The 25972-nt window shown below is 53.5% G+C and carries 25 protein-coding genes; 12 read left to right on the top strand and 13 right to left on the bottom strand.

Annotation, left to right across the window (positions count from 1 at the left end; all coding sequences use genetic code 11):
* Positions 1-77 precede the first annotated feature (77 nt).
* The 5 genes from DVH26_RS03580 (at position 78) to DVH26_RS03560 (ending at position 4740) form a co-directional block, all read left to right on the top strand.
* Complete coding sequence (locus DVH26_RS03580; protein WP_239631175.1) at positions 78-1931, top strand: PAS domain S-box protein; 1854 nt, start codon at positions 78-80, stop codon at positions 1929-1931.
* Between the two features lie 39 nt (positions 1932-1970).
* Positions 1971-2540 (top strand): thymidine kinase, encoded by a 570-nt coding sequence (locus DVH26_RS03575; RefSeq protein WP_239631174.1) that lies wholly within the window; start codon positions 1971-1973, stop codon positions 2538-2540.
* Positions 2541-2679: 139 nt separating this feature from the next.
* Positions 2680-3204, top strand: coding sequence for a hypothetical protein (locus DVH26_RS03570; protein WP_239631173.1), 525 nt, complete (start codon positions 2680-2682; stop codon positions 3202-3204).
* 21 nt (positions 3205-3225) lie between these two features.
* On the top strand, positions 3226-4095 hold the full coding sequence (locus tag DVH26_RS03565) for a polysaccharide deacetylase family protein (RefSeq protein WP_239631172.1): 870 nt from the start codon (positions 3226-3228) through the stop codon (positions 4093-4095).
* Positions 4096-4269: 174 nt separating this feature from the next.
* Complete coding sequence (locus DVH26_RS03560) at positions 4270-4740, top strand: YdeI/OmpD-associated family protein (RefSeq protein ID WP_239631171.1); 471 nt, start codon at positions 4270-4272, stop codon at positions 4738-4740.
* Between the two features lie 259 nt (positions 4741-4999).
* On the opposite strand, the gene DVH26_RS03555 is transcribed toward DVH26_RS03560, so the two are convergent.
* The 3 genes from DVH26_RS03555 to DVH26_RS03545 all read right to left on the bottom strand — a co-directional run bounded on the left by DVH26_RS03555 (position 5000) and on the right by DVH26_RS03545 (position 7117).
* On the bottom strand, positions 5000-5674 hold the full coding sequence (locus tag DVH26_RS03555; protein ID WP_239631170.1) for a TerC family protein: 675 nt from the start codon (positions 5672-5674) through the stop codon (positions 5000-5002).
* A 276-nt stretch (positions 5675-5950) separates the two neighbouring features.
* Positions 5951-6202 carry a hypothetical protein gene (locus DVH26_RS03550; RefSeq protein WP_239631169.1) on the bottom strand — a complete coding sequence of 84 codons (252 nt, stop codon included), beginning with the start codon at positions 6200-6202 and terminating at the stop codon, positions 5951-5953.
* Between the two features lie 42 nt (positions 6203-6244).
* Positions 6245-7117 (bottom strand): helix-turn-helix transcriptional regulator, encoded by an 873-nt coding sequence (locus DVH26_RS03545; RefSeq protein WP_239635269.1) that lies wholly within the window; start codon positions 7115-7117, stop codon positions 6245-6247.
* 150 nt (positions 7118-7267) lie between these two features.
* On the opposite strand from DVH26_RS03545, the gene DVH26_RS03540 reads away from it, so the two are divergent.
* On the top strand, positions 7268-8629 hold the full coding sequence (locus DVH26_RS03540) for an MATE family efflux transporter (RefSeq protein ID WP_239631168.1): 1362 nt from the start codon (positions 7268-7270) through the stop codon (positions 8627-8629).
* A gap of 167 nt (positions 8630-8796) precedes the next feature.
* Here the strand turns inward: DVH26_RS03540 and DVH26_RS03535 are convergent, their stop codons facing one another.
* On the bottom strand, positions 8797-9153 hold the full coding sequence (locus DVH26_RS03535) for a metal-sensitive transcriptional regulator (RefSeq protein WP_239631167.1): 357 nt from the start codon (positions 9151-9153) through the stop codon (positions 8797-8799).
* A gap of 217 nt (positions 9154-9370) precedes the next feature.
* On the opposite strand from DVH26_RS03535, the gene DVH26_RS03530 reads away from it, so the two are divergent.
* Both DVH26_RS03530 and DVH26_RS03525 read left to right on the top strand, forming a co-directional pair.
* A complete protein-coding gene (locus DVH26_RS03530) occupies positions 9371-11389 on the top strand; it encodes a bifunctional diguanylate cyclase/phosphodiesterase (RefSeq protein ID WP_239631166.1) in 2019 nt (672 codons plus the stop codon).
* 46 nt (positions 11390-11435) lie between these two features.
* Positions 11436-11630 (top strand): GyrI-like domain-containing protein, encoded by a 195-nt coding sequence (locus tag DVH26_RS03525; protein WP_239631165.1) that lies wholly within the window; start codon positions 11436-11438, stop codon positions 11628-11630.
* An 89-nt stretch (positions 11631-11719) separates the two neighbouring features.
* Here DVH26_RS03525 and DVH26_RS03520 read toward each other — a convergent pair whose 3' ends face one another.
* Positions 11720-12748 (bottom strand): Gfo/Idh/MocA family protein, encoded by a 1029-nt coding sequence (locus DVH26_RS03520; RefSeq protein WP_239635268.1) that lies wholly within the window; start codon positions 12746-12748, stop codon positions 11720-11722.
* Positions 12749-13135: 387 nt separating this feature from the next.
* Here DVH26_RS03520 and DVH26_RS03515 point away from each other — a divergent pair, with 387 nt between their 5' ends.
* Positions 13136-14773, top strand: a complete 1638-nt coding sequence (locus DVH26_RS03515) for a hydroxysqualene dehydroxylase (protein ID WP_239631164.1) — start codon at positions 13136-13138, stop codon at positions 14771-14773.
* An 83-nt stretch (positions 14774-14856) separates the two neighbouring features.
* Here DVH26_RS03515 and DVH26_RS03510 read toward each other — a convergent pair whose 3' ends face one another.
* Together DVH26_RS03510 and DVH26_RS03505 are read right to left on the bottom strand one after the other, a co-directional pair.
* Complete coding sequence (locus DVH26_RS03510) at positions 14857-15381, bottom strand: YfiT family bacillithiol transferase (protein ID WP_275590479.1); 525 nt, start codon at positions 15379-15381, stop codon at positions 14857-14859.
* Between the two features lie 53 nt (positions 15382-15434).
* The gene (locus DVH26_RS03505) at positions 15435-15761 is read right to left on the bottom strand and encodes a hypothetical protein (RefSeq protein ID WP_239631163.1); all 327 of its coding nucleotides are present in this window, start codon (positions 15759-15761) and stop codon (positions 15435-15437) included.
* A 174-nt stretch (positions 15762-15935) separates the two neighbouring features.
* Here DVH26_RS03505 and DVH26_RS03500 point away from each other — a divergent pair, with 174 nt between their 5' ends.
* Positions 15936-16376: a GNAT family N-acetyltransferase gene (locus tag DVH26_RS03500; RefSeq protein ID WP_239631162.1), complete on the top strand. Its 441-nt coding sequence runs from the start codon at positions 15936-15938 to the stop codon at positions 16374-16376.
* 89 nt (positions 16377-16465) lie between these two features.
* Here the strand turns inward: DVH26_RS03500 and DVH26_RS03495 are convergent, their stop codons facing one another.
* The 3 genes from DVH26_RS03495 to DVH26_RS03485 form a co-directional block, all read right to left on the bottom strand.
* Positions 16466-17545 carry an FUSC family protein gene (locus tag DVH26_RS03495; protein ID WP_239631161.1) on the bottom strand — a complete coding sequence of 360 codons (1080 nt, stop codon included), beginning with the start codon at positions 17543-17545 and terminating at the stop codon, positions 16466-16468.
* 244 nt (positions 17546-17789) lie between these two features.
* The gene (locus tag DVH26_RS03490; RefSeq protein WP_239631160.1) at positions 17790-18263 is read right to left on the bottom strand and encodes a GNAT family N-acetyltransferase; all 474 of its coding nucleotides are present in this window, start codon (positions 18261-18263) and stop codon (positions 17790-17792) included.
* Positions 18264-18427: 164 nt separating this feature from the next.
* On the bottom strand, positions 18428-20071 hold the full coding sequence (locus DVH26_RS03485) for a stalk domain-containing protein (RefSeq protein ID WP_239631159.1): 1644 nt from the start codon (positions 20069-20071) through the stop codon (positions 18428-18430).
* Between the two features lie 209 nt (positions 20072-20280).
* On the opposite strand from DVH26_RS03485, the gene DVH26_RS03480 reads away from it, so the two are divergent.
* Positions 20281-20793, top strand: a complete 513-nt coding sequence (locus DVH26_RS03480) for a cupin domain-containing protein (RefSeq protein ID WP_239631158.1) — start codon at positions 20281-20283, stop codon at positions 20791-20793.
* Between the two features lie 65 nt (positions 20794-20858).
* Here the strand turns inward: DVH26_RS03480 and DVH26_RS03475 are convergent, their stop codons facing one another.
* From DVH26_RS03475 to DVH26_RS03465, 3 genes are all read right to left on the bottom strand, one after another.
* On the bottom strand, positions 20859-21719 hold the full coding sequence (locus tag DVH26_RS03475; RefSeq protein WP_239631157.1) for an aminoglycoside 6-adenylyltransferase: 861 nt from the start codon (positions 21717-21719) through the stop codon (positions 20859-20861).
* A 176-nt stretch (positions 21720-21895) separates the two neighbouring features.
* Positions 21896-24064: a glycosyl hydrolase family 95 catalytic domain-containing protein gene (locus DVH26_RS03470; protein WP_345774067.1), complete on the bottom strand. Its 2169-nt coding sequence runs from the start codon at positions 24062-24064 to the stop codon at positions 21896-21898.
* 251 nt (positions 24065-24315) lie between these two features.
* A complete protein-coding gene (locus DVH26_RS03465; RefSeq protein WP_239631155.1) occupies positions 24316-25035 on the bottom strand; it encodes a hypothetical protein in 720 nt (239 codons plus the stop codon).
* A 188-nt stretch (positions 25036-25223) separates the two neighbouring features.
* On the opposite strand from DVH26_RS03465, the gene DVH26_RS03460 reads away from it, so the two are divergent.
* Positions 25224-25955 (top strand): hypothetical protein, encoded by a 732-nt coding sequence (locus DVH26_RS03460; protein WP_239631154.1) that lies wholly within the window; start codon positions 25224-25226, stop codon positions 25953-25955.
* Positions 25956-25972: the final 17 nt, after the last annotated feature.

The following is a 25972-nucleotide window of genomic DNA, read 5'->3' as shown; positions in this document are numbered from 1 at the left end:
AGGGAACGGGCGGGTTGTTGTAGAACTTAGCTAGCAATGAGTTCTTACTTCAGCCTATTTCGGAGGCCCGTGCGAAGATGAATCCAAATAACAATAAGGCTCTTCCCCCAGAGCTTGCAGAGCAATGGTTTGCCGAGTCCCCCTTCGGAGCAGCGCTGATGAACATGGACTGCAGCTTGATGCGGGTCAATCCTGCCTTCTGTCAATTGTTGGGTTATACGGAGCACCGATTGAAGCAGATGAATTTGCCGGCACTGCTCCATCCCGACGAGCTGCTCCGCTGCATGGACTTATCCAGCCGGCTGGCCGAGCAAGCGATCCCCTCCTTCCAGGAGGAAGTCCGGTTTATCCATTCGTCGAAGGATACGGTTTGGTGCCTTGCGAACGCCATGCTGCTGAAGGATGCGAACGGACAGCCGCTATGGATCTTATGGCAGCTGCACAATATTACGAATAACAAAATGCTGGAGCAGCAGCTTCGCTTCTCCTCTTCTTCCTTCTGTTCGTTATTGGAATCGATTCCTTATTCCTTCATCAAATTAAGCACCGATTGGAAATATACTTATGTTAACAAAGCGGCCGAGGACCTGATCCAAATCCGGCGCGAACAGCTGATCGGCGAGCGGATATGGGACAAATTCCCTTATGCCGTCAATACCTGGTTTTACCAAGCGTGCCATCGGGCGATGGAAGATAAAACATCGGTCTTCGTCCACGAAACGATGCCCTCCGGCCGAGCCTATGAAATGAACTGTCATCCGACCAAAGACGGCCTGTGCCTGTTTATCCAGGAAACGACCGCGGTCAACAACCGGGAGAACGCCTACAGGGAATTGAAACGGCTGCTGGATTCCATGATCGAGCATATTCCCGACGCTTTCGCCATCCTCGATCTGGACTTCCGCGTCATTTACATCAATCCCGCGTACAAGAGCACGTTCGGCTATGAAGATGACGAGCTGCTCGGCAAGCTGCCGCCGACAATTCCAGGCGCTCTTCTGGAAGATACCCTGAAATGGTTCAGGCAAGCAGCGCAAGGACAGTCTCTTGGCAGCCTCGAAACGGTGCGGCAGCATAAGGATGGCAGCAGGATCGACGTCTGTATGACGGTTTCTCCTGTTCTTGCGGAGGATCAAAGCGTCATTGCCCTTTGTCTCATCCTGCGCAACATGACCGAGCGCAAGCAGGCCGAGGAAGTGCTGCGCTTTACGGATAGGCTGTCGGTTGCAGGACAGCTCGCCGCCGGATTGGCCTACGAAATTCGCAATCCTCTGACCGCGCTCAAGGGCTTCACTCAATTCATGAAGCAAAATGCGCAGTACAAGGAGCAATACTTCTCCGTCATGCTCTCCGAGATGACGCGTATCGAGCAAACGATCAGCAAGCTGCTCATGCTCTCAAGTCCTCTTTCGAGCCAATTCAAACGGCGCAGAATAGGACCGATCCTCCGTGAGGTTATCGCTCTTATGGAAGAGGAAGCAGCTTTGAACAGAGCTAAGCTGAAACCGCTCTTCCCGACGCACCTGGTCGAGGTTTATTGCGACGAGGAGCAGCTGAAGCATGTATTTGCCAGCCTCATTCGCAACGGCATGGAAGCTATGCCCGACGGCGGAACCATTACGATCGATTGCTATTTATCGAATGACATGCTGGCCGTGACCTTTGCAGACGAAGGGAACGGCATTCCTCCGGAATTGATGGCACGCATCGGCGAACCCTTCTTCACTACCAAAGATAAAAGCTCCGGCCTCGGACTTGTGCTCTGCCAAAAAATGCTGAACGATCACGGCGGTGCCATCCAAATCGCCAGCGAGCCGGGAGCAGGCACGAAAGTCACGGTATTCCTTCCTGCCGGTCATACCCCGGCCGAGAAGGGAGTCCGGCCCATTCCGCGGGAGACCTATACTCTTCCTGAACAACCTGTGCTATGATAGGTGGATATCTTTCACCCGAGAGGACTGTCTTCCAACGTGGCCAAATTATATTTCCGGTACGGCACTATGAACAGCGGCAAATCGATCGAAGTGCTCCGTACCGCTCACAATTATGAGGAGCAGGGCAAAAAAGTGCTTTTGTTCACCCCCTCCGTCGACGACCGGAACGGTGTAGGCACGGTAGCTTCCCGGATCGGGATGCAGAAGCAGGCGATTGTCATCGACGACCGGATTGATATGGTTAAGATGGCGGAGGCGGAAAAGCCCAATTGCATCATTATTGACGAAGCGCAATTTTTGAATAAAGAGCAGGTGCTCCAGCTGACGGAAATCGTCGATACACTGGACATTCCGGTCATTGCTTACGGACTGCGCGCAGATTTCCTGGGACAGCTGTTCGAAGGCAGCTATCATCTGCTCGCTTTGGCGGATAAGATCGAGGAAATTAAAACCGTTTGCTGGTTTTGCGATAAAAAAGCCATCATGAACATGCGCTGCAAGGACGGGCAGCCTGTATTCGAAGGAGAACAAATCCAGATCGGCGGCAACGAAAGCTATTTGCCGGTCTGCCGCAAATGCTACTCGTCCAAACGAAAAGGAAATTAATCTTCGGTTTACCGTCAAACAGCTCTAAGAGGATAGCACGGCGAACGGACGCCGCTTCTATCCTTCTTTTTTTGCGTCTGCACCTCCCGTGCGCCTTGCACATATGATGCAGTAGCGCAAGGAAAAGGCGGTGAAGCGAATGCTCGACAAGAAAAAGGCGTACAAGCTCGGCATAGTCATCTATTTGACGCTTTGGCTGCTGGGCAGCTTCTGGCTTATGGCCGCGATGCGAAGCGGCTTGTTCGGCACGATGCTGGGCGTCGATTGGCAGCTGCTGCGGGACTACGTCTACTACGCCTTGGCCGGCAGCATAGGCGGGTGTTTATACGCGCTTCGCCTTTTTCATGAATATTACGACAGGATGTCCGAGCGATGGGTGTTATGGTATATGCTCCGCCCCATCAAATGCGCCGCTGCAGCGGTCATGACGATCATTTTGTTCCAAAGCGGCATTCTCCTCCTGCAGACAGGCGACTCGGTAATAGCCAAAATCGCCATCGCCTTCCTCGTCGGGTTCGGCTACGGCAAAGTCATGGATAAGCTGAAGGCGTTGGCCGAAACGCTGTTCAACGGCAAGAGCGGCAGCCATTCTTCCTCTTCCGGAAACCAGGAGCCGTCCGATGACGTATGGAATGAGGACGAAGCGCCGAAACATAAAAGCTAAACGGAGGTTCAAACCGAAATCATGCGTTCGAAACATGTTGTGTGGAAGTCAGTCGGCATCCTGCTTCTGGCTTCCTTCTTTCTGCTGTTCAGCGTTTACCAGTGGGGTTCTTACTCCTACAGCGATCAGGTCGCCGTGCTGGCCTATCATCATTTGAGCGAAAAGGAACAAAGCAGCGTGACCATCACGCCGCAGCTGTTCCGGGAGCAATTATCCTATTTGAAGCGCAAAGGCTATCATTTCATTACTTTGGATCAGTTCAAGCAATACATAGAAGGGGCTCCGGTTCCGAAGAAGGCAGTGCTCATCACATTCGACGACGGCTACGAGAGCTTTTATACATATGGTTATCCGGTTCTTCAAGAGCTGCGCATCCCGGCCGTGAACTTCGTCATTACCAAGGATCTCGATCATCCGAAAGCAACGCACCTCCCTTCGTTATCCAGAGAGGAAATAAGGGAGATGAAGCGGCAGAGCGATCTCGTCGACTTCCAATGCCATTCTCACGGACTGCATGCCAAAGCGAACGGAAAGCCGCTGCTGACCAGCTATCTGCTCGCGGACGGCAAGCAGGAGACGCAAGATGAGTACCGCGCTCGTATCGTTAACGATACCCAGAAGTGCATCAACGGTTTGTACGAGCTGCACAACAAGAAGGTGGATACTTATGCGTATCCGTTCGGGATGTACCATAAAGAAGCTTCCGAGCTCGTTCAGCAGGGCGGAATCGGCTATGCCTTTACCGTCACGAGCCGGATGGCGACGCGCAAGGACGACCCGCTGCAGCTGCCGCGCATCAATGCCGGGAATCCAAGCATCACACCGAAAAAGCTGCACAAAACGATCATTCGGCGCGCCATAAAATGCAAGCTGTCTACAGTTCAGACGTAGCACGACAAGCAGGCAAGAAGCGTAAAGAGCTCCCTCAATGGGGGCTTTTTTTCATCCGGCAGTATGTTCCGCCTTGGTTCTTACTCTCCTGGCGGCATGGTAACTCGCAAAGGCTAGTTTCGTTCCCGCCGCTCGCCCATGGTATAATAGGTGCAAAAAAGGAGCGGAAGCAGCATGCATATCTTTACTTCCCGGCTCATTCGCCCGGAGGGGACGGGAACATGGACTTATCTCGATGTCCCCTTCGACGTGGAGCAAGCCTTCGGAAGCCGGTCGCAGGTTAAAGTGAAAGGCACCGTCAACGGGGTTCCGTACCGCGGTACGCTAATGCCCCATGGCAACGGCACCCATTATATGGTTGTTAACCAGTCCTTGCGGGACAGCGCAGGTGTCGAAGCCGGAGATATGGCTGAGGTCGAGATGGAGCAGGATAAGGAGACGCGCACCGTGGACGTGCCGGACGATCTGCGTGCTGCGCTGCAAATGGCCGCCCCTTCCCTGCTGGAGCCGTTCCTGCGACTGTCCTATTCTCACCAAAAAGAATACATCGATTGGATCGAGTCGGCCAAAAAGGCCGATACCCGCTCCCGACGCATTGAAAAGGCCGTGGAGCTGCTGCAGGAAGGCAAACGGCTGAAGGGATAGCGTCAATCAAGCACGCAGGGCCGCCGGACAATTGCAGCAGCCTAAGCGACCGGCAGTCCATTCTGGGTGAGCAGTACATGAAGAGGATTTCCGACCGCATATGGATACTATCCCGTTCTCCATAACTGACGGTCCATCAACACAACAAAGCCGAAGAAAGCTGCTGCGCTTTCTTCGGCCTATTTTATTTAACCTTATTGATTATCGATAACTGTCTGTCTCCGCCATACAGCAGGTTCCTGCTTAAAAGCTGATTCTCTTAAGCTTTCTCCATCACGTGGCTCTTTTTCTTCAGCCTGCCGAGTGCCAGTACCCCTATAACAACGACAACCATCAATACATATTTCCATATCGGATTCGCTTCGAAAAATCCTTTGACGATCGGCTCGTCGACGATCATTTTCGACGCCGTCCAGGCGAGAACCGCCGAACCGATATAAATAATAATCGGGAATCGTTCGACCCATTTTAGAATAATCGTGCTGCCCCATACAACGATAGGAACGCTGACCAGCAAGCCGAGTACAACTAACAGAAAGTCGCCGTGCGCCGCGCCCGCTACAGCCAGGACGTTGTCCAATCCCATTACGGTATCGGCAATGACGATCGTCTTGATCGCCGACATCATGCTGACCGCCGATTCGACGTCGTGCTTTTTCTCTTCCACCAACAGCTTGTATGCGATCCAGACCAGCAGCAATCCGCCGATCAGCAGCAATCCCGGAATCTTCAGCAGCCATACGACAACCAAGGTCAGCAAAGAACGAATGGCTATGGCGCCGACGGTACCCCATAAGATTACTTTTTTCTGCTGCGCTTTGGGCAAGTTTCTCGCAGACAGCCCGATAACGATAGCGTTATCTCCGGCTAGGACGAGGTCAATCACCACGATGGCCAATAAGGCCGACCAAAATTCGGGGGAAAACAATTCCATGTGCATCTCTCCTTCGTTCAGATCGTTGTATAGGGTTCCCAATGTATGACCAATTCATAGCAAAAATGAAATGGACTTTTCCAGAGCAACCGCGGGAAAAGTCCTTCCGTCGCTCCGTACACTAGTGGTACGTGAGATCGAATATTATGGTTTCACTATCATTAAATAATCTTTATCCCTTTTTTATAGAGTCATTGAACCAGCCGCATCGAGTGCAGTTAACAAAAAAAGAACCGGCTTCAAGCAGCCAGCTATCGAGGCGTATCCCCGATATAGCTACCTTTTCACCAGTTCGTTTACTTTTTGAATGGAAAGTCCCATATGCCGAGCAAGGTCCATTACCGACGCTCCCGGATGAGCCGAGAGAAAAGCCTTCACCTTGCTCCTTTCCTCCATATGAAGCTTGAAGCAATCCGTACACAGCACATGCTCACGCTGCAGATGCAGCTTGCCGCAGCCGCTGCAGTTGGACAAATTCATGTTGATCCCCGCCTTGTATTTCCAGCTTTCGACATCTTCTCTATGCATGTTCGTCAGCCTCTAACCATTTATGGGGGTCGGCGAGCCGGATCAAATATGATAAAAGCGTTGACGGTACGTTCGCGGCGGGATTCCCTCCACTTTGGCGAAGCAGGAAGCGAAATAGGCGGCCTGATTGAAGCCGACCATTTCGGCTATGAGAGCAATCGAATGATTCGTCTGCAGCAGCAGCAGCTTAGCCTGCTCGATCCGGTACCGGAGCAAATAGTCGAACGGCGACACGCCGTATTCCTTCTGCATACACCGCGCAATGTACACAGGATGAAAATTTAACGCCTCGCCAAGCTGCCTGGCCGTTACTTCTTCTTTGTAATGCATTCTTAAGTATGAGGCCGCCTGCTCGGCCACATGCGCCCCTGGCGATGCCGTTCGCCGATCCAGCGAGGAGCTCAATTGCTCGAGCAAGCCTTGGAAAATCAGCTGCAGCTTCCACCGGGCCCAGCTCATATGGGATTCCTGCTCCAATTCGCTTAACTGCCTCAGCGGCTCGTAGGTTGCTTTGGGCAAAGGAAGCGACACGAATTGGGGCAGCAGCATCGTGAACGTTTCCATCGTAAAAGCCGTCTTCTCTCCGGACGGCTCCCGCGGCCGTTCATTCTCGGCCTCTTCCACCTGACCCCATTTGCCGGTCGTATCGAAATGAAGCCAATAATATTCCGTCCGCTCCTCGCAGCCCTTCGTCGGATAATGGTGACGATCCGGCCGAAGAATGAGCGCGTGGCCGCCTGAAACCTCGTAATGGCGGTCTTCCTCGCCGATAAACAAGCACCCGCGCGTTACGACCAGCAGGTCGAACACGCCGATATTGCGCCGGCTCATATGCTTATCGCCGGGATGAAAGATCGTGTAGCCGCTGGCGATATAATGCGGGAGCGGCGGAGAAACGAACTGCAGTACGGACATCATGCTCCCCCTTCCGAATGAGAATTGCAGGTTGGAAAACTGAAAGTTTTGGTTCACAACCTTATACATGGCTCTCGCCGTATCCTCTATAATTTTAACTGCATCTCATCTCATTCGATAAGGCAGAAAGAAGCAGGAGGCAGCACATCCATGGCATCCGAACAAAAGTTTACCTTATGGGCACTGGCATGGCCTATTTTTATTGAAATGTTTTTGCAATTTTTACTCGGGACGGCCGATACGCTGATGGTCAGCCGGATTTCGGACGACGCCGTTGCGGTCGTCGGCATTTCCAACCAGCTGTTCTCCGCCGTGACGATTTTGTTCATGACGGTCGCAAGCGGCGCCGGCGTCCTCATAGCCCAGAAGATCGGAGCGAGAAAACCCGAGGATGCGCGAACGATTGCCATAATGGCCGTCAAAGTGTCCATCTGGATCGGAGCCGCCCTAAGCGCCGTACTCTATTTCGGCGCCGCTCCGATCGCCGTGCTGCTTCAGCTGCCCGAGCAGCTGCACGAGCTGGCAGCCACCTACATTTCGATTGTAGGCGGAGGCATGGTGTTTACGGCAGCGATGGCGGCGCTCAGCACGGCCATCCGCAGCACGGGCAATACGCGCAGTCCGATGTTTATAGCACTTGGAATGAACGTAGTTCACGTCGTATTGAACTATGCGTTTATATACGGCGCCTTCGGCTTCCCGCAGTGGGGCTTGACCGGCGTCGCTCTGTCCACTCTGGTAAGCCGGCTTGCCGCTACCGCTATGCTGCTGCTCTTGTTCATCCGCGCTTTTGAGCAGCGGATCGAATGGCGGGATATCCGCCTGTTCGACAAGCCTCTGTTCGGCGAAATCATCCGCATCGGCTGGCCGATGGGCGTCAATATGTCATCATGGGTACTCTCTCAGCTGGTCATCTTCTCCTTTGTCGCCATGCTGGGCGCCTTGGAGCTGGCTGCAAGAACGTACATGAATACGCTCGAATCGTTCTGCTTCATTCTGGGAAGCTCCGTAGCGATGGCCGTGCAAATCCAGATCGCCCATTTGTACGGGGCGGGTAGACATCAGGAAGCCTACCGAAGCGCATTTCAGGCGATATGGATCGGCCTCGCCTTGGTCATCCTGAATGTGCTGCTGCTGTACTTCTTCGGCTCGCGCGTGCTCTACCTGTTTACGAGCGACACGCAAATCGTTACGCTCGGCGCGTCGCTGCTCGCGCTCAACCTGCTGCTGCAGCCGCTCAAAATGGTCAATATGGTGACGACCAACGCCTTGACGGCCGTGGGAGACATCCGCTTTATGACCGTTGTCGGCATGCTGTCGCTGTGGGCGATCTCGGTCGGATGCTCCTATTTCCTGGGCATCCAGCTGCAGTGGGGGCTCGCCGGCGTCTATATCGCGATGATCGCCGATGAATTTATCCGCGGCGCCATCCTCCTTCCCCGGTGGATGAGCCGCAAATATTTGCCGGGCGCACTTACCGGCTGGAGAAAAAGCCCTGCGCAGCATATATAAACGGGATGCTGCCGCAGCCTTGCCATAACAAGAAACCCGCGACTTGCCTAAGCGCGGGTTTCTTGTTATGTTCCCCGACCCTTCCGACGAAGCGGAAGGGGTCGGGACGGGCAGCGGGCGAAAGCGGGCCTAAACGGGCCCTTCGCCCGGGCGGAGTTAGAGCAAGCTTATTTGATCAGCTTGCCCACCGTCTTGAGCAGCTCGTCGATGACTTCCTTGTCCCCTTGCTCCAGCCTTTCGACGACACAGCTTTTCATATGGCCCTCGAGCAGTATTTTCCCGACACTGTTCAGGGCGGACTGGATGGCGGCAATCTGGTTCAGCACATCGTCGCAATACGTATCCTTCTCGATCATGCCTTTGACGCCACGGATTTGTCCTTCGATCCGGTTTAATCGGGAGATTAGATTATCTTTCACTTTAGTCGAATGATGGCTTTTTCGTTCTCCGTCCACTGCACAGCAAGCATCGTCCGCTGCTTCCGGCTGATCTGCCGCTGGATCTACAGCCCTATTGGCGCTCATCGCATTCACATCACTTTCTGGGCGGCGGAACCGGCCGTTCCCGCATTTTTATTACTTATTATACAATACGGTACCGAGGTTTCATACCTATCCCAGCTCAGGATTATAAGCGATCCATTATGCGTTGAAATGTGAAAACTTTATCTTTGTATATGCACAAGGGATACACTATACTGAATCTATCAATTTGAAGATACTAGAAAAGTAGGTTGGGACCATGGACCATCTTCATGCTCATTATAACGGCTGGATTATTCTTCTGTCTTTCATTATCGCCATTATGGCCTCTTACTCCGCGCTGAATTTGGCAGGCAAAATTTCCCGTTCGCGCGGCAAATCCCGGCTTGTCTGGCTGTTGGCGGGCTCTTGCGTAATGGGCTGCGGCATTTGGTCGATGCACTTTGTCGGCATGCTTGCTTTTCACATAGAACTACCTGTTCACTACGATGCCTGGACCACCCTCTTGTCGGCATTGGCCGGCATCCTGGCGTCGTTCATCGCTTTCCGTGCCACTATGGACACAAAGGTCAATAAATGGCGCCTTGGCATAGGCGGCTTATTTATGGGCAGCGGAATTGTCGTGATGCATTACTCCGGCATGTCCGCCATGCGTACGGCAGCCTCCCTGACCTACGAACCGGGGCTGTGGACGCTCTCCGTCATTGTCGCGCTGGTAGCTTGCTATGCCGCCCTGTATTTGTTCCGGAAATTCCGCCTTTCTCCCGATTACAGCCGATGGAAGCTGTTGAGCTCGGTCGTTATGGCCATTGCCGTATGCGGCATGCATTATATCGGGATGGCGGCTGTCCGGTTCATTCCTTATTCGGACATGCAGCCTGCCGGTCTCGCTTCGGATGCGGAGCCCCGGTTGTTTCTGTTAATCGGCGTATCGTTGGCCGCACTGGTCATATTGGCGATCTCTTGGGGAGCGATATTTTTTGACCGTCACGTGCTGGAACGGATGGCCTACAGCGATCCGCTGACTGGGCTTGCTAACCGCCATGATCTCACCCGCTTTTTCGAGGAGCAGTTCACCCCGCAGGCGGGAGGAGCCGTATTTTTTATCGACCTCGACCGGTTCAAATCGATTAATGACACACTGGGCCACGACATAGGCGATCTGCTCATTCGCGAGGTGTCGCAGAGACTGCAGCAGACGGTAAGCGACAAGCAGACGGTATTTCGTCTAGGGGGCGACGAGTTTCTGATCGCTTCGAGGGACGGATCGGAGGATACGGTTCGAACACTCGCCGAAGCCTTGTTGAACGAGATCAAGAAGCCTTATTTTATCGAAGAAAATGAGCTTTACGTTACGGCCAGTATCGGCATCAGCTTATCCCCGCAGCATGGAACCGACCGCTCCTCGCTGCTGAAGGCGGCAGATACCGCCATGTACAACGCCAAGGCTGCAGGGAAAAACCGCTTCCGTATCTTTGACGAACAGATGGACCGTGAAATGATCCGCAAGATGGAGCTCGAAAAGGACCTTCGCAAAGCGTTGGCGCATCAGGAGTTTTTTGCGGTGTATCAGCCGAAATGCGACGCCTCCACCAATCAAATGGTCGGGATGGAAGCACTTCTGCGCTGGCGGCATCCGACCCTCGGCATTATTTCTCCGGTAGAATTTATTCCGATCGCGGAGGATACGGGGCTGATCATTCCGATTACGCATTGGCTGTTAAAAGAGGTATGCAAGCAAAACAGCCACTGGCAGGAGCAGCAATGGGCCCAATTATGCGTTTCCGTCAATATGTCCGTCCGCATGTTCGAGAGTCAGGCATTGTATGATATGGTACAAGAAGCGTTAACCGAGTCGGGCTTACAGGGAAAGTATCTGGAGCTCGAAATAACGGAGTCGATTGCGATGCACGATTCGGAGGATACGGTGCAGCAGCTCTACAAGCTGCGCGAGCTGGGTGTCCGCGTATCGCTGGACGATTTCGGGACCGGCTATTCCTCTCTCGGCACGCTGGACGAAATGCCCGTGGATACGCTCAAAATCGACCAGATTTTTGTCCGCAAAAGCCAGCTGCTATCCAAGCAAGCGATCATCAGCAACATTATTGCGATCGCAAAAAATTTGAATTTGGAAGTCATAGCCGAAGGCGTCGAGACGGAAGAGCAAATCCAATTTCTGCAATCACGCGGATGCCATGTCATGCAGGGCTACTATTACGGCAAACCGATGACAGCGGATGAAATCGGATTGCGTCTCAACAAACTGTCTGTAGGCTAGTTCCTCCTATTAATAAAACCCTGACATATTGATGTCGTGCGTGCAAATGATGCATCAAGGCCCCTATGCGGCGGAGCCGGAAACGTTGACGCAGCTCCATGGATATATGGAGGCCCATGAACTGGAGCAGAACGGGCTCCATCACGAGATTTATATATCCGATCCGCGGAGGACGGATCCGGGGAAGCTGAAGACGATTTTGCGCCTGCCCGTACGCACACGCGATCGGATACGCCAATAGCCTGTAACGGCGTCAGGCCCCCGGAGTCACCGCAGCCGTAAGGCGGTGTTAACCGGGGGCCGAACGCCGTTTATTTTAGCTCATCGAGCTTAAACCACGTCGGACAGCAGTATTTTGCGTCCTTCTTTGGCGCTTTGCAGCGCACCGTATACCATCGCCATGCTCTTGATGTTGTCCGTACACACCGTCTCCGGCTTGCGTCCTTCCGATAGAGCGGCGAACATCTCATCCAGGCAGCCGGCATGGCCGCTGCGGCCGTCCCAGACGAGCTCCGCTTCCACCCTCCGGAAGCGGCGTCCGTCGATTTGCTCTGCGGCGGGCAGCAGCACCTCGGCAAACGGCGCGTGCGTCCCGTCCCATATGGCCGTGCCGCCGCTCCCGTTGACCCGCCACTCCGCCTCCCAGGAGGTCGGCGCCCCTTCCGCGCACCAGGAGCCCCGGTAGCAGAACACGCCGCCGTCGGCGTACTCGAAAATGCAGATGGCCGCCGCATTGCCGGCATACCAGGAGCCTGCCGGATTAAACTCATGGCAGTAGACCGAGACCGGATCTTTGCCCGTAATGAGCCGGGCCTGATCGAACGTATGGATCGCCATATCGAGCAGCAGCGGGCTCTCCATAGCATCGCGGAAGCCGCCGAAATGCGGTCCGAGGAAAAAATCCGCATTGACGAAGCCGATGTCCCCAATGCCCGCATGCTCCACCAAATGGCGGAACGCGCGAATTTGCGACAAGTACCGGCGGTTTTGCATAACCGCATACGTGCGTCCTTGCCGCTCCGCCGATTGAACCAGACGGCGCGCTTGTTCCATGGACGTCGTCATCGGCTTTTCTCCCAATACGTCGCAGCCCAATTCCAGCGCCGTCGTCGTAACCGCAGCGTGACTCTCCGGTATCGTCACATCGAACACCAGGTTCGCCCCCGTCTGCTCAATGGCCTCTCTCACATCGTCGAAAATGCCGCATTGAATCCCGTAGCGCTCAGCCATGGCGGAAGCGCTTTCTTTTCGAATATCCACCATCGCTACAATCTGTGCGTCCTCGCGCTGCTGCGCGTATTCGATCCAGGCTTTGGACATGCTGCCGCAGCCGATCACCGCAATACGAAATGGTTGCATCATTATGCTCCCTTCTGCCGTCTTATTTAGTAAGTCCGTAAGCATGTACACTAAGCTGTCATTAATGTCATCATACCGGATTCGGCCAGCGATGTCTTTATTCCATTTGGCTGTCTTATTCCATCATTGTGGCTAAACCTCTTTTTCTGCGTCCGGCGGTTATCGACAACCTTCGCACTTGCTGACGCGCTGCCTACCGAACTGGAAATTGAGTCCGGGACCGATAGCATCCGATCGATCCGGTTTTCCATACATTTTCGAATCAAATCTATCATTTATTAGGTAATAGGAAACATTTTGTCGAAAAATAACGGTTTTCGTAGGATAAAAGTCATGGTATAACTAGATTAGATAAGTTAGCAATATATGACAGGGGTGGAAATGGAAATGAAGAAGAAGGTCGCCGTTCTTGGAGGCGGAGTGGCGGGAATGAGTGCTGCTCACGAGCTGATCGAGCGCGGTTTCGAGGTTGCTGTGTACGAGATGAAGCGCATCCCGGGAGGGAAAGCGCGGTCCATGCCTGTGCCGGACAGCGGTACGGACGGACGCAAGGATTTGCCCGGAGAGCATGGATTTCGTTTCTTTCCGCGATTTTACAAGCATATTATCGACACCATGGAACGGATTCCGTACGGAAACAATAAACGCGGGGTTGCGGACAATCTGATCGAAGGTACCCGTCTCGGACTGGCCCGTACCGACGATGTGCCGGTAGAGTTCGTAACCGAGTTCCCAACGTCTATTGCGGATATTAAATCGCTGTTCAAGTCGATATTTGACAATCATTTGGGGCTGACGGAGAAAGAGGTCGACCACTACCTGGAGCGGGTCTGGCAGGTCATGACCAGCTGCAATGAACGGCGAACGGAGGAATATCAAGATATTCCTTGGTGGAACTTCATTCAAGCGGACGAGCAGTCGGCCAATTTCCAGCGCGTCTTCACCGGGATGACCCGGATTCTCGTAGCCGCCAAAGCGCGCGAAGCCAACACGGCGACCGTAGGTACCGTAGGAGCGCAAATTATGCTCGACATGGTGCTGCCCGGCGGCAGCGCAGACCGTCTCTTGGACGGGCCGACGAACGAAGTATGGATTACCCCTTGGCTTAATTATTTGCAGCAATCCGGCGTCGACTACCATTTGAATGCGAAGGTGGAACGAATCAACTGCAAGGACGGCGTCATTACGGGAGCGGTTGTGACCGAATTAGGCAAAACCTACGAGGTGCAGGCCGACTATTACATAGCTGCTTTTCCTGTCGAGGTGATGGCGCAATTCGTAACCGACGAGATTGTGCATGCCGATCCGACTTTGGCGAAAATCAAGGAGCTTGCCGAGGACGTGGACTGGATGAACGGCATCCAGTTTTACTTCAAGGAAGACGTGCCGATTATTCACGGGCATATGATTTATATGGATTCCCAGTGGGCGCTGACCTCGGTGTCCCAGAAGCAGTTTTGGCCTCATACCGATCTGAGCCAGTACGGTGACGGTGAAGTGCGCGGTATTTTGTCCGTCGATATTTCCGACTGGGAAGCCAAAGGGGCCCTGTTCGGCAAAAGCGCGCGCCACTGCACGCGGGAAGAAATTATGCAGGAGGTTTGGTGGCAGCTGAAAGCGAGCCTGAATGTCGGAGGACGGGTCGTGCTGGAGGACAGCAACCTCCATTCGTGGTTCCTGGACGAAGATATTCATACCCCGAATCCGGACGGCGTTAATGTGAACCTGGAGCCTCTGCTGGTCAACAAGGTATACACTTGGGATATGCGCCCTAATGCTTACACCGCCATTCCGAACCTGTTCCTTGCTTCCGATTATGTCAGAACAAACACGGACTTGGCTACGATGGAAGGCGCCAACGAAGCGGCCCGCCGGGCGGTTAACGCCTTGCTGGAGGCCTCCGGCTCCAAGGAAAGTCCATGCGAAATTTGGGAAATGTATCAATTCACTCCGTTGATGCTGCAGCGCTGGCATGACGAATCCCGCTTCCGCAAAGGGTTACCTTGGGATGGAAGTATTTTCTAATAGGCAATCAAATAAAACCTGTCCGCAGACGATGCTGCAGACAGGTTTTTGGGTTTGAATCGCCGAAGTGAGGCCGATCGGCTTTACCAGCCCATCCGGTCTCTTAGGCGCGTAATATGCGCGATATGATGACGGCCATGCCAGGCGTACGTCCCCAAGTTGACATCGAGCCGAACGACGCCAGAATCGGGATGAACGAAGCTCCGCTGCCACTGCTCGTCGCTTACGGAGCGAAGCAGCACTCCCCATCGAGTGTGAAGCTGATCCAGCAGAGTGAGCGACAAAGCTATCGGCGCATCCTTGCTGTCGGTCAGCTCCGCCCAGGCAGCCTCGTCGTACGGCTTGATGGTCGGCTGGTCCTCCGTCAAAGCGAGCTTGAAGCGGATTAGGCTGTTCATGTGGCTGTCCGCCAAATGATGGACCACTTGGCGAACGGTCCACCCGCCCGGCCGATACGGCTCGTTCAGCTGCTGCTCCGTTAGTCCTTCCACAGCGGCTCTTAGCTGGGCCGGCGCCGATTCGATATCCTCGATCCACCGCAGCCGCTGGTCTTTTGTAATATCTTCAGTCCATTCAAAACGTCCGATAGGAAACCGCAAATCGTCCATAATCTCACTCTCCATGTTAGTCATCATCTTGCTAGCCGATAGAGCCGGACCGGTTAATCTCCGCCACCGCCGCCTCCGCCGTCTCCTCCTCCACCGCTGTCCCCCCCGCTCGAGCTGCCGCTGTCGGAGGAGCCTCCGCCGTGATCATCACTGTGATGATGCCCGTGATGCCCGTGATGATGGCCGTGATGGTGATGGTGGTGGCGATGAGAGTCAACGGTATCGTTCATGAAGAAGCCGTTCGATGCATTCCAGCCTCCGTCCGAACGCCGGTGCCGGTTGTTGCGACGGCTGTGACGGCTCCTGGATCCGTTCATAAGGTTAAATACGATGATAACAAATACTACAATGAAAATCATCAAGACAAACCCTGCTGTCACGGTCTCCACTCCTTTTTTCTCTGCTCCTTCCATTGTAATCGAACAGCGGTCAAGGATGCAAAAATATAGCAACTTTTGGCAGAACGTTTGACGTGAAGCATTTTTTGCGGTATGGATGTTATACCAGCATTTTTCCGAAGCTCACTTAGTTTCGAATTCAAAGGAGACCTTGCCATGAAAGAAATCATCCATGTAACGACACAACAGCAATTGAATCAATGCCTCGATATCCGTAAGGAAGTATTCGTCCACGAACAGCAGGTCGACGAAAGTCTGGAGATCGACGAATTCGACGATTCCCCGCAGGCATGCAGCCATGTGCTGCTGCAGGAGGACGGGCTCCCGGTTGCCACCGGACGCATGCGCCCTTATAAGGAAGATACGATGAAGCTGCAGCGTATCGCCGTTCGGAAGCCGGCCCGCGGGACCGGAGCCGGCAAAGCGATCGTCCTCGCCCTGGAGGAGGAAGCCCGCCGCATCGGTTATGCGTACACGCTGCTGGACGCGCAATGCCAGGCGGAGCCATTCTACATCAAGCTCGGCTACACCACCGTCTCGCCGGAAACGTTCCTGGATGCCGGAATCCCGCATGTCCGGATGAAAAAACAGCTGTAAGCATAAGTCTCGCTTACATGAAAAATCGCCTTCCCTAGAAGCCTATCTTGGGAAGGCGATCTTTCTTTTGTCTCGGCTCTCGGCTGAGGTTATTTCAGCCTGATGCTTTTTAACAGAGCCTCTATCGGCTCTTTATCTTTATCGTCCGCATCGCCGCGATGGTAGTGATCGACAAGCTTGTCGAGCCGTGCGATCTGGTGACCGTAATCGTACATGGCGGCGGCCACCACCGAAAGACGCAGCATCCCTTGCGGCCGTTCGTTGTATTTCTCGATCAGCGTAACCATAAACCTCTCGTTCTCCGCTTCCATCTCCAGCCCTTCCGAGCTGTCGGCCTTCAGCTTATCCTCGAATTTCAGCAAAGTATGCTCGTGGAACTTGATCAGCTTCTCCAGCTGCTCGTCGAAGAACGCATCGGTCTTATCGCTCGGCGCCGCTTGAAAATAGTGCTCCTCCACCGCATCCAGCACTTCGGCTCCTTTATACAGCGTGCGCAGCATTTGCTTGAAAATGACCAGCTGGCGCTTCTGGCTGAAGACGCCCCCGCCCCGCTTCAGCTTCTTGACTTCTTCTTCCATCAGCTTATATTTATCTGCCAATGCCTGTATGGTTTTGAGCAAGCCTTCCTTCTCCGTCCGGAACACGTTTTCTTTCATTTCATCGGAAATGACGGTGCGCAGAAGCAGTGACATTTTGTTAAACACCGTATGAATTTGTGCGGCAAACTGCGCCTTCGGCTTCGGGGGAAAAAAGAGGACGTTAATCAAAAAAGCGCAGCCGATCCCGATGAGGCTAAGCAAAAACCGGTTCACGGCAAACTGCCATTCGGCCGAAGCTTCCATCACCGCGACAACCGTGACCAGGGTGAGGCCTATCGTTTCTTCCATACCCATTCTTAAACAAATAATGATGACAAGAATACAAATGATGCCGATGGCGATAACGTTGTTGGAGAAGAACATCCCGGCAAACAACGCTAACGCCGCCCCCACAATGTTCGTCTGCAGCTGTTCAAGGAAATAACGCCAAGATCGGTAAATCGAGGGCTGCATCGCAAAGATGGCAGCTACTGCGGCAATAACCGGAGGGGTAAAATTCAACCACGCACTGATATATAATGCCAATGTTACCGCGATTCCTGTCTTCCATACGCGGGCTCCGAATACCACAAATCCCCCTCCTGTTTTTTCATAGTTAGTAACAGTCTTATCTTACACACAAGCGACGCCGGATGCAAAAGGAAAAGATAGCGGGTGTGCGGAGCTTATTGAGGGGCGGTGCGGTTCGGAGTAATCATAGCGGACAATAGCAATCGCGAGGCTGACGATCCAACGGCTGCAGGAGCGTCCGAATGCGTCATCGGACGTGTACGAACCCGGTATTCCCATAACGCTACCCGTTGTCGCCGGCAAGCTAACGAATAAAATGCATATAAATCTCTTTGCCGGGCTGTCGTTCGAAGCCCAGCGCTTCATAAAGACGACGCGCACTGACATTTGCCGTCCCCGTGTTAAGCTCCAGACGATTCGCGTCATGCTGCTTCGCCAAATCCGCCGCAGTATGGATCAACCGTGCAGCAATGCCTTGCTTGCGCTTTTCGGGCACGACATAAAGATCCTGAATTCTCAAAATAAGCTTGCCCGTTGTAGTGGAAAATCCCCAATGGACCGCGATGAAACCGACGCACTCCTCCCCTCTTTTGGCCATGAAAAAGTTAACGTGACGAAAGGTTAACAGCCTTTCCAAATTGCCTCTGCATCGTTCCAGCCGATCGCCTGTCCACGTGCACTCGCTGTTCGGGTACATGTAGCCCGCCAGCAGCAAGCTCGCTTGCGGCAGCAGCTCTGCAGTCAATTCGATTACTTCGACTTCGACGGACGGATTCATTCTTTTCCCTCGCTTTCCCGTTTCGCGGCAAAAAAAGCCACGGTCCGGGCAATTGAACCGGCGGGCTTGTCGCATGTGCAATCACGCAAGTCCGTCTTCAACCGCTCCGTATCCGTGGCTCGTTTCAAGCATGGTAATCTATATGACCATGGTTCCAGCAAAATTTACTTGCCGCTGCCGAACTCGATCTTCGCAATCGAGGAGCCGATGCCCGGATCGTTCGGCATATTGTCGCCGCGCGGCTGGTCGAAATTGCTAATATACAGCGTGCTGCCTACGAAATGAAGGCTCGCCGGGAACTCAAGCGGCCCTTGGTTGCCGTTATGGGCAACCTCGGTGACTTTGCCGTCCACGCTCACGCGTACGATGGCGTTACGTTCATTAGCCGCGACGTAGACGGCGCCGTCTGGCCCGAAGTTCAAGCCGTCCGCTCCGTACAGCAGCGGACTCTTCGCCACGAGCTCCCACGGTCCCAGAGAACCGTCTGCATTAATGGCAAACCGGTTCACCTCTCCGGAGCTCGTATTGGCAACGTACAGCTTGCCGTCCTGGCCGAAGGCTACGCCGTTAACGACAATTTGCTGGCTGGTCCGTTCTGCAGCAATGCCGCTCTTGTATGTCGCCAGCTGTCCGTCGGGAGAGACGACATAAATGTTGCCGTTCGCCCCGCCGCTTACATACAGGCTGCCCTTGGCGTCAAATGTAATCCCGTTCGCCCCTTGGACGCCGCTTGCGTAGGTTTCCACTAACGACGTGTCGAAAGGCCCGCCCGCAAGCTCCTTCGCATTCACTTTGAATATGACGCCTTCCATGCCGCCGCTCGCTATGTACAGGTTGCCTGCGGCATCGAACGCCATGCCCGTAGCCGAACGAGGCAGCTCGGTCAATACGTCCATTTTACCGTCTGCAGCGATGCGGTACAGCTTTTTGGATTCCATCTCCACGGTATATACGTTGTGCTTCTCATCCGCAATGACGCCCTCGATGCGCAGTCCCGTCGCCTTCGTCTCGTCAAGATCCTTCAAAATCGACAAGGATGTAGACGTAAAAGGAATGACCTGCTTCACTTCCGGCTGCACCGGTTTATGATCGTTGCCCACCAGCTGAACGGTCAGCGTATGCTGGCCCGGCTTCAAATCGCGGAAGACGACCGGCTCATTCTTGAACAGCTTGATCGCGGAAGCGGCGTCCAGCTTTTCGTTATCCAGCCATAGGTGAATGTGGCCTTCTCCCGCTTTCGGCTCCTTGGCTTGTGCAAAATCCTTCAATAAATGGTTAAATGTAAACACAGACACTTTCAGCTCGCTGCCGGTGACGTATCCGCCCGGTTCGATCCCGTGAACCTTGAATGCCGGTTTCGTATCTGCCTGCGAACGGATGCTGACCGTCCGAGTTTTATTTTCATATCCGATCTGATGATAGAACGCTTCAAATACAATCCGTACAGGGGCTAAGACTTTTCCGTCCAATACCTTCAAAGGTGTCGTCGTGGCCAAAGCCAGTCCGTTGACCTTGTACGTGGAAGCCCCGACGCTAAGTTCCAAAGTGTTGGTATCCTTCGCAAGCAGCAGCGTCTGAGATGCCTCATTCCATTTTGCTTCCACACCCAATTGCTTGGCGACGGCATCATAAGGCGCATACAAGCTGCTGTCCACCAGTACGCTTTGGGCTGCAAAGGAAGCTTCCTTGTCGTTGATCAACAATTTCATGTCCGATTTCACGGTTTCGGCGGATACAACTCCGATCGATGCTGACAACACCATGGTGGATAATGCGGCGGTTACTGCGATTTTCTTCACACTTCGCATTTCGGGACCTCCCATAAATGATTGTATTTGGATGAAAGCGCTCCAATACTGATTACGATTCGCCACAATCCCTCATTACTCCTCTCTGAATGATCCGATTTTACAAAATAATTATGATCGGCCGAAGGAAAACCTATTCCTCGTCGGCTGTTCGATCCAATATGATGAACTAACAAACAGCTAATCATACGAAAAAGGAGTGAAACCGAATGAACCTATCTGCAGCCATCCCTTATTATTTCCAAGACGACGGAGTGATCCCTAACCATCCCCGCTTCCCTGTGCTGATCTACTCCGGTGTGTTCACCGATTTGGATTCGGACCAGGCGTTGAGCGTATTTCACCGGAACCGTTGGTTGAACAGCTGGATTAACGGCGTATTCGATTTCCATCACTACCACAGTAACGTTCATGAAGTGCTGGGGGTGCTAAGCGGTTATGCGGAGCTGCAAATCGGCGGGGAAAACGGCAAACTCCTGGAGGTAAAAAGAGGCGATGTCATCGTGCTGCCGGCAGGAACAGGGCACAAACGCATATCATCCGGCTCAGGCTTTCGCGTCGCAGGAGCTTATCCGGAAGGAATGAGCTACAATTTGAAAACAGGCAAAAACAACGAGCGTCCGCAGGTGCTCGAAGAGATAAGAAACGTGCCGCTCCCGGTGAAGGATCCCGTCTATGGAGATAACGGGCCTATGTTCCAATATTGGAAGCTTCCCGATTAACTCCGACCTCTCATACGGCGAAAAAAAGACCGCAGGCTGAATCAGCCTGACGGTCTCAAATATGACTACCCTTCCCAAGATTGCGCGTCGGCCGGCAAACGCCTTACTTTTTCAATGTAAGCCGTGACGTTACGGTCTTCCTCCATCGGATACGAGTAACCCAGCTTCTCGGCCAGCGGAATGCCGATTTTGCGAATGAACCGCCCCGCTTGGAACAGCTTCTCCCATTGCTCCTCAGGATCAGCCCCGCAATACAAGGAAAGCAGCTCTTCATAATGCTCCGGCTCTAGAAACCGCTTAAACCATTTTCCTGTAGAACCGACGTTCACGGTCCAGTCGTTGGCGGCGCCAACATGCCACTCCAGCAGGAAGGTCAGCGATTCCATGAAATAATAATCGTACAGCTGCCTAACACGCGGCATTTCATCCCGCCACAGCTCCTTGGCGATATAAACCTGCAGCCACCACAGCTCTACGACGTATAAGTTCCATTTGTCTTCGGTCGGCCTCTTCACGACGTAGCTGCTGTCGTTCGGCTCCGGCAGCTCCAGATTCAGGTTGTCTTTATCCAGCAGCACTCTGCTTAAGGAATCGTTGGTCACTTCCCGAACCAAAGCTGCGGTATCTTGAAAAATAAGGTCGATCCGGACGCTGTCCTTAAATTGCATCATGTAAATGTAGGAGCCGTCCTCCAAATATTCGAATTGAACGACGACCCGCTCGCCCAACGAATCGATCCAGCTCCGGTCTGTGTTATAAGAGGCTTCTTTCAACCGGGCCATATAAAACACGACGTCGTAGTCCCGCATAAAATCTTTCGGGGCGTTAGGGTTGACCCGGGAGCCGTTAAGAACGACCGCTCGAATGTTATCGTCCCGCTCCGCCATCTCCAGCATTTGATCCAATACTTGCTGCTCGCTTCTCATCGTTATGCGATACCTCCGTTTTCTATTTTTGGGCCTATGCCTTAGGGTACTTCAGGTCAGCCTGGAGGTGCACGAGCATGATACTTGTAAGGTTAGCGTCTCATCACAGCAATCTCCCTTCTACTAATAGTACTGATTTTGATAATGCGAAAAGCCTGTTTACAGCCCCGGGCCCGTCACTGGCGGGAGCCAAACGAATTAAGCCTATCCGGGTTTGCCGGCACCGGCACGAACGCGAGATCCGGCTCGCTTCCTTCTGGATATATTATAACGAACTCACCCTTATTCAAGTCAATCTGAATGCTTCCATCCTCGTTGCTAGTCAGAGTGAACGCGCGGCTTCCCGAGCAAGCTACCGGGCCGGCGATATCCGTTTGAATGCGGCAGGGCTCGCCGGCTTCGCTGTGTATCAGGATGAATCGGGTCGCTCCCTCTTGCTTGACCGCACTGACGAGGAAGCCTCCCTCCGCCCGCAGACCATGGAACGTTACATCGTGCCAATGCGCCGGTATGGCAGGGAAAATGCGGATTTTGTCCCCCCAGCTCTGCAGCATCAAATCGTGGATCGACGCCGCAGCGGACAGCGGGGTTTCAATGACGGGGCCGGACTCCATATACATCGTGTTCGGCTTCAAATATTGCTTCATAAAATCGTTCAAGCATTGCACCGCCTCCTCCGCTTTGCCCATGCTGGAGTAGATGGACGATGCGCCGGTATAGGAATAGCCTTGCAGCGCTCCTTTAAAGCCAATCCAATGCTGCAGCGACTTCCAGATGATATCTCTATGCTCAGGCTGCTCCCAGCTGATCAGGTACAGAGGATAAATCATAAACAAATGGGAATAGTGGCGGTGCGACACGCTGAGCGGCACGTCCTTGCCGATCATAAAGCCCGTATCGTCTACCGGATAGTCCGCCAGACGGTCGAGCACCTCTTCCCATCTCGGCTTCAACGCATCCTCCAGGTTCAACCGGTCGCATATGTACAGCAGCGTTTGACATCCCCACCGCAGCAAAGACAAGTCATAGTTCGTATCCTCCGCCTTATCCGGATATTCCGGGGAAATGGCGAGCGGCAGATGCAGCTTCTCGTCAGCTCCGGGCTGCAGCAAATGCAGATAAAAATTGATGCTTCGTCTCAATAGAGGATAAATGCGGTCCCGCAGCATCGATTCATCCATGCAATGACGGTAGTGGAGCCAATAATTATGGCAAATCCACGGAAGATTGCCGAGCTCCTCCCCAGCGTTACGTACGCCGTCATAGCTTGAGGAGCGCCCGATAGCCGCAGAGTCGTGGCGGTATTCCTCCGGCACGTTACCGATCAAGCTATCCAGGTTATGCTCCAGAAACCGGGTCAGCGATTCGCCAAGATGAAGCCTGTTGGAGGCGTACACCGGCCAATAGGTCAGCTGTACGTTCAAATTCCACCAAATCGCCGGCCATGGGGTGTCGATATAAAACCAGGGCCCCATCAAATCGAGCAGCGGACGGTCGGCTCTCGTTCCGGAAGCCAGCTTGTACATTTGAATCCAGTATAAGCTCTCGAGGCGCGTGTCCGGAATAGAAAGAAAGCTCTCCGGATAGTAATGATGCCACCAGGCACGATGGCTTGCCGTCAATTCGGCGATCCCGGTCTTGTCCGCTTTGATTATCGCCTGCAGCGCTTCTTCGCGTCCACCGTTCTCTGGATAAGACGACCCGACGCTTAGCAAGAGCACGTTGGTGCCGGCTCCGGTCGCCGTTGTCTTCCAAGCTGTGGCGAATTCTCCGCCCGCTTGCAGCTTTTGCGTCACTATCTCGATGCCGTCCACGCATTCGGTGATATGCGGCGGATTAATGTCAGTAATCGGCTCCTTACGATGAACCTGTCTCGGATTGATCGGTCTCTCCGGCACAAAGCTCCATTGGCAGCTGCTCTCGCCGCCTGTAGCGCTCCACTCCACGACAATAGCGTGCTGGTCCGCATGGACGAACGACCGCCATTCGATCCTTCCGGCTTCAGTCTGAGTGAATCCCGCTGCCTCCGCATTCCATAGATGGACGCGCACCCCGCTATCCACCACGCGCCCGACCGTCTTAAGCAGCAGCTTCCCGATTGGAAGTCTATGCTTGCCGTAAATCGGCGTATTCGTCGGCTGACGCTCGGTAACGTCACTTCTTCCAATATCCCACTGCAGCTCTTGATCGGATAGACTATAAATCATCGCACCCAATAGCCCGTTGCCGATAAAAGCTCCGCTCTCCCAGCTCGACGGGTGCGGGCTCCACAGCATATCGTGCCTGCCCAGGAACGCTTCCCAGTCTGCACTCTGCATTGATTTTAGAACGATTTCCTGCTGCATTTTCACATTCTCTCCTCTTTGAACGAGATGTAGCTGTATCGCGGACCGTTAGTCGTAATGAAGACCTCGAAGCAGGGCTAACTCGCCCCACATTATGATTATAAGAGCAAGCGATGCCCTGTTTAAATACACGATACTCATTCAAAGTTGGACAATTCTCAGGTAATTGGCCGGCGGAGTTACTGTCCCCAATATGTATCCGCAGGGAGCCCGGCCATTTTAACGGTAGAGTCCCCACGTTTGTGAATATCTTAGAGAAGCAACAATCCATTGTATAAATTTGCATTGTTCTCAGGTTGACGTTGACGAAGTGCATTTGCATAATCCTGAATCGTTTGGGGTCTAAGACCATAAGCTCCTGCGGTTCTGCCTGCGTTGGCTCCCGTCGGGCGGCCTACGTTAGCTCCCGTTGTGCGGCCTCCATGAGCTCCCACCGTTCTACCTCCGGAAGCTCCCATCGTGCGGCCTCCATGAGCTCCCACCGTTTGACCTCCGGCAGCTCCCATCGTTCTACCTCCATGAGCTCCTACCGTTCTTCCTCCGGCAGTTCCCGTCGTTAGACCTCCGTATGCTCCCATCGTTCTGCCTCCGGCAGCTCCCGTCGTGCGGCCACCGAATGCTCCCATCGTTCTGCCTCCGGCAGCTCCTGTCGTGCGGCCTCCGTAAGCCCCCGTCGTGCGGTCCCCGTATGCCCCAGTCGTGCGGCCTCCATAGACCCCCGTCGTTCTGTTGCCCTGAGCCCCTGTCGGTCTGTCTCCATAAGCTCCCATCGTTCTGTCAACGTAGGTCCCCTGTGTTCTATCACCGTAAGTGCCTAGCGCAAAGTCATCGTAGCTCCCCGACGTTCTGTCAGCCGAGCCTTCCGAGCTATCATAGCGAGGCTTGCGGCTTGCTTGCGGCTTGCGAGTTCCTTGAACTTTTCGTTTAGCTTTAGGTTTGGATGTTCCACCAACCCGACGAGTTTTGGTCATGACTCTTACTCCCTTCATATAGACTAAGTTACAATATTCAAAAACACTGGCAAATGGAATACAGCAAAAGTGGAATTTGCTTGTCAATAAACGGTTATTCCTGGGCTTGTGTCCCGGCTTTGAAACTTTTGTCCCCTTATCGTGCGTCTAATTTTTTGAAACGATCATTTGGAAGCTAGGAGCGATAGATGATGCCAATCCCGTTCATACCCATAGGCGCAATAGCATTTGCAATTCTCGTTTACGCAAGCGGCCTTGCTCCTCAAACACATGCTGTACCAGACGCAAGCTCCATACCGGCGGCTGAGCAGCAGCTGCCCTCCCGGACTCCGACGGTTCTTGCCCGAGCAGGCGATGTGGAAATCCTCGCTTTTCAACCTCCGGAAGACGGGGTCTATAAGGGTATCACCGTCCGGGCGCCAAGCCGTGACCAAACCTTCGCATGGAGCACTTCATCCAATGAAACGTATGCTCCCGCCGTTTCTTTGACCGATCTTACAGGCGATAACAAGAACGAGCTGACGATCATTTTAACCAAAGGGTACGGCACAGGAGTTTTGGAACAGGAAATTCACGTACTGAATCCCGAAGACGTAACGGAAATTCCATTAGAGAACCCGCTTGAGGCCGTTCGAGAGCAAGTTAGCGCCAGCATGACACCATCGGACGATTCCATGATATTAACCTTACATATCGACAATAAAGGGGACGTTGTGAAGCTATACGATGCATCCTATGCGGCTGTTTGGCTGGATCACCCCGGTTACGGGTCCATACTGAAATATGAAGTTCGTGACAACCGGTTATGGGCCTACGTGTCCGTCAGCGTCTCTCCTGCCGAGCTTGCCGGAATGCTGGCCGCCGAATATGATACGGGATTAAAGATTAAGGATCTAAATTTTGAGGAGCAAATCCGTTAACGGCGTGAACGGACGGC

Origin of the sequence: Paenibacillus sp. H1-7, from assembly GCF_022354825.1 — a bacterium.
In the GTDB taxonomy this organism is placed as follows: Bacteria; Bacillota; Bacilli; order Paenibacillales; family NBRC-103111; genus Paenibacillus_S.
The sequence above is the reverse complement of the archived record's forward strand: the minus strand, read 5'-3'. Positions and strand labels throughout refer to the sequence as shown.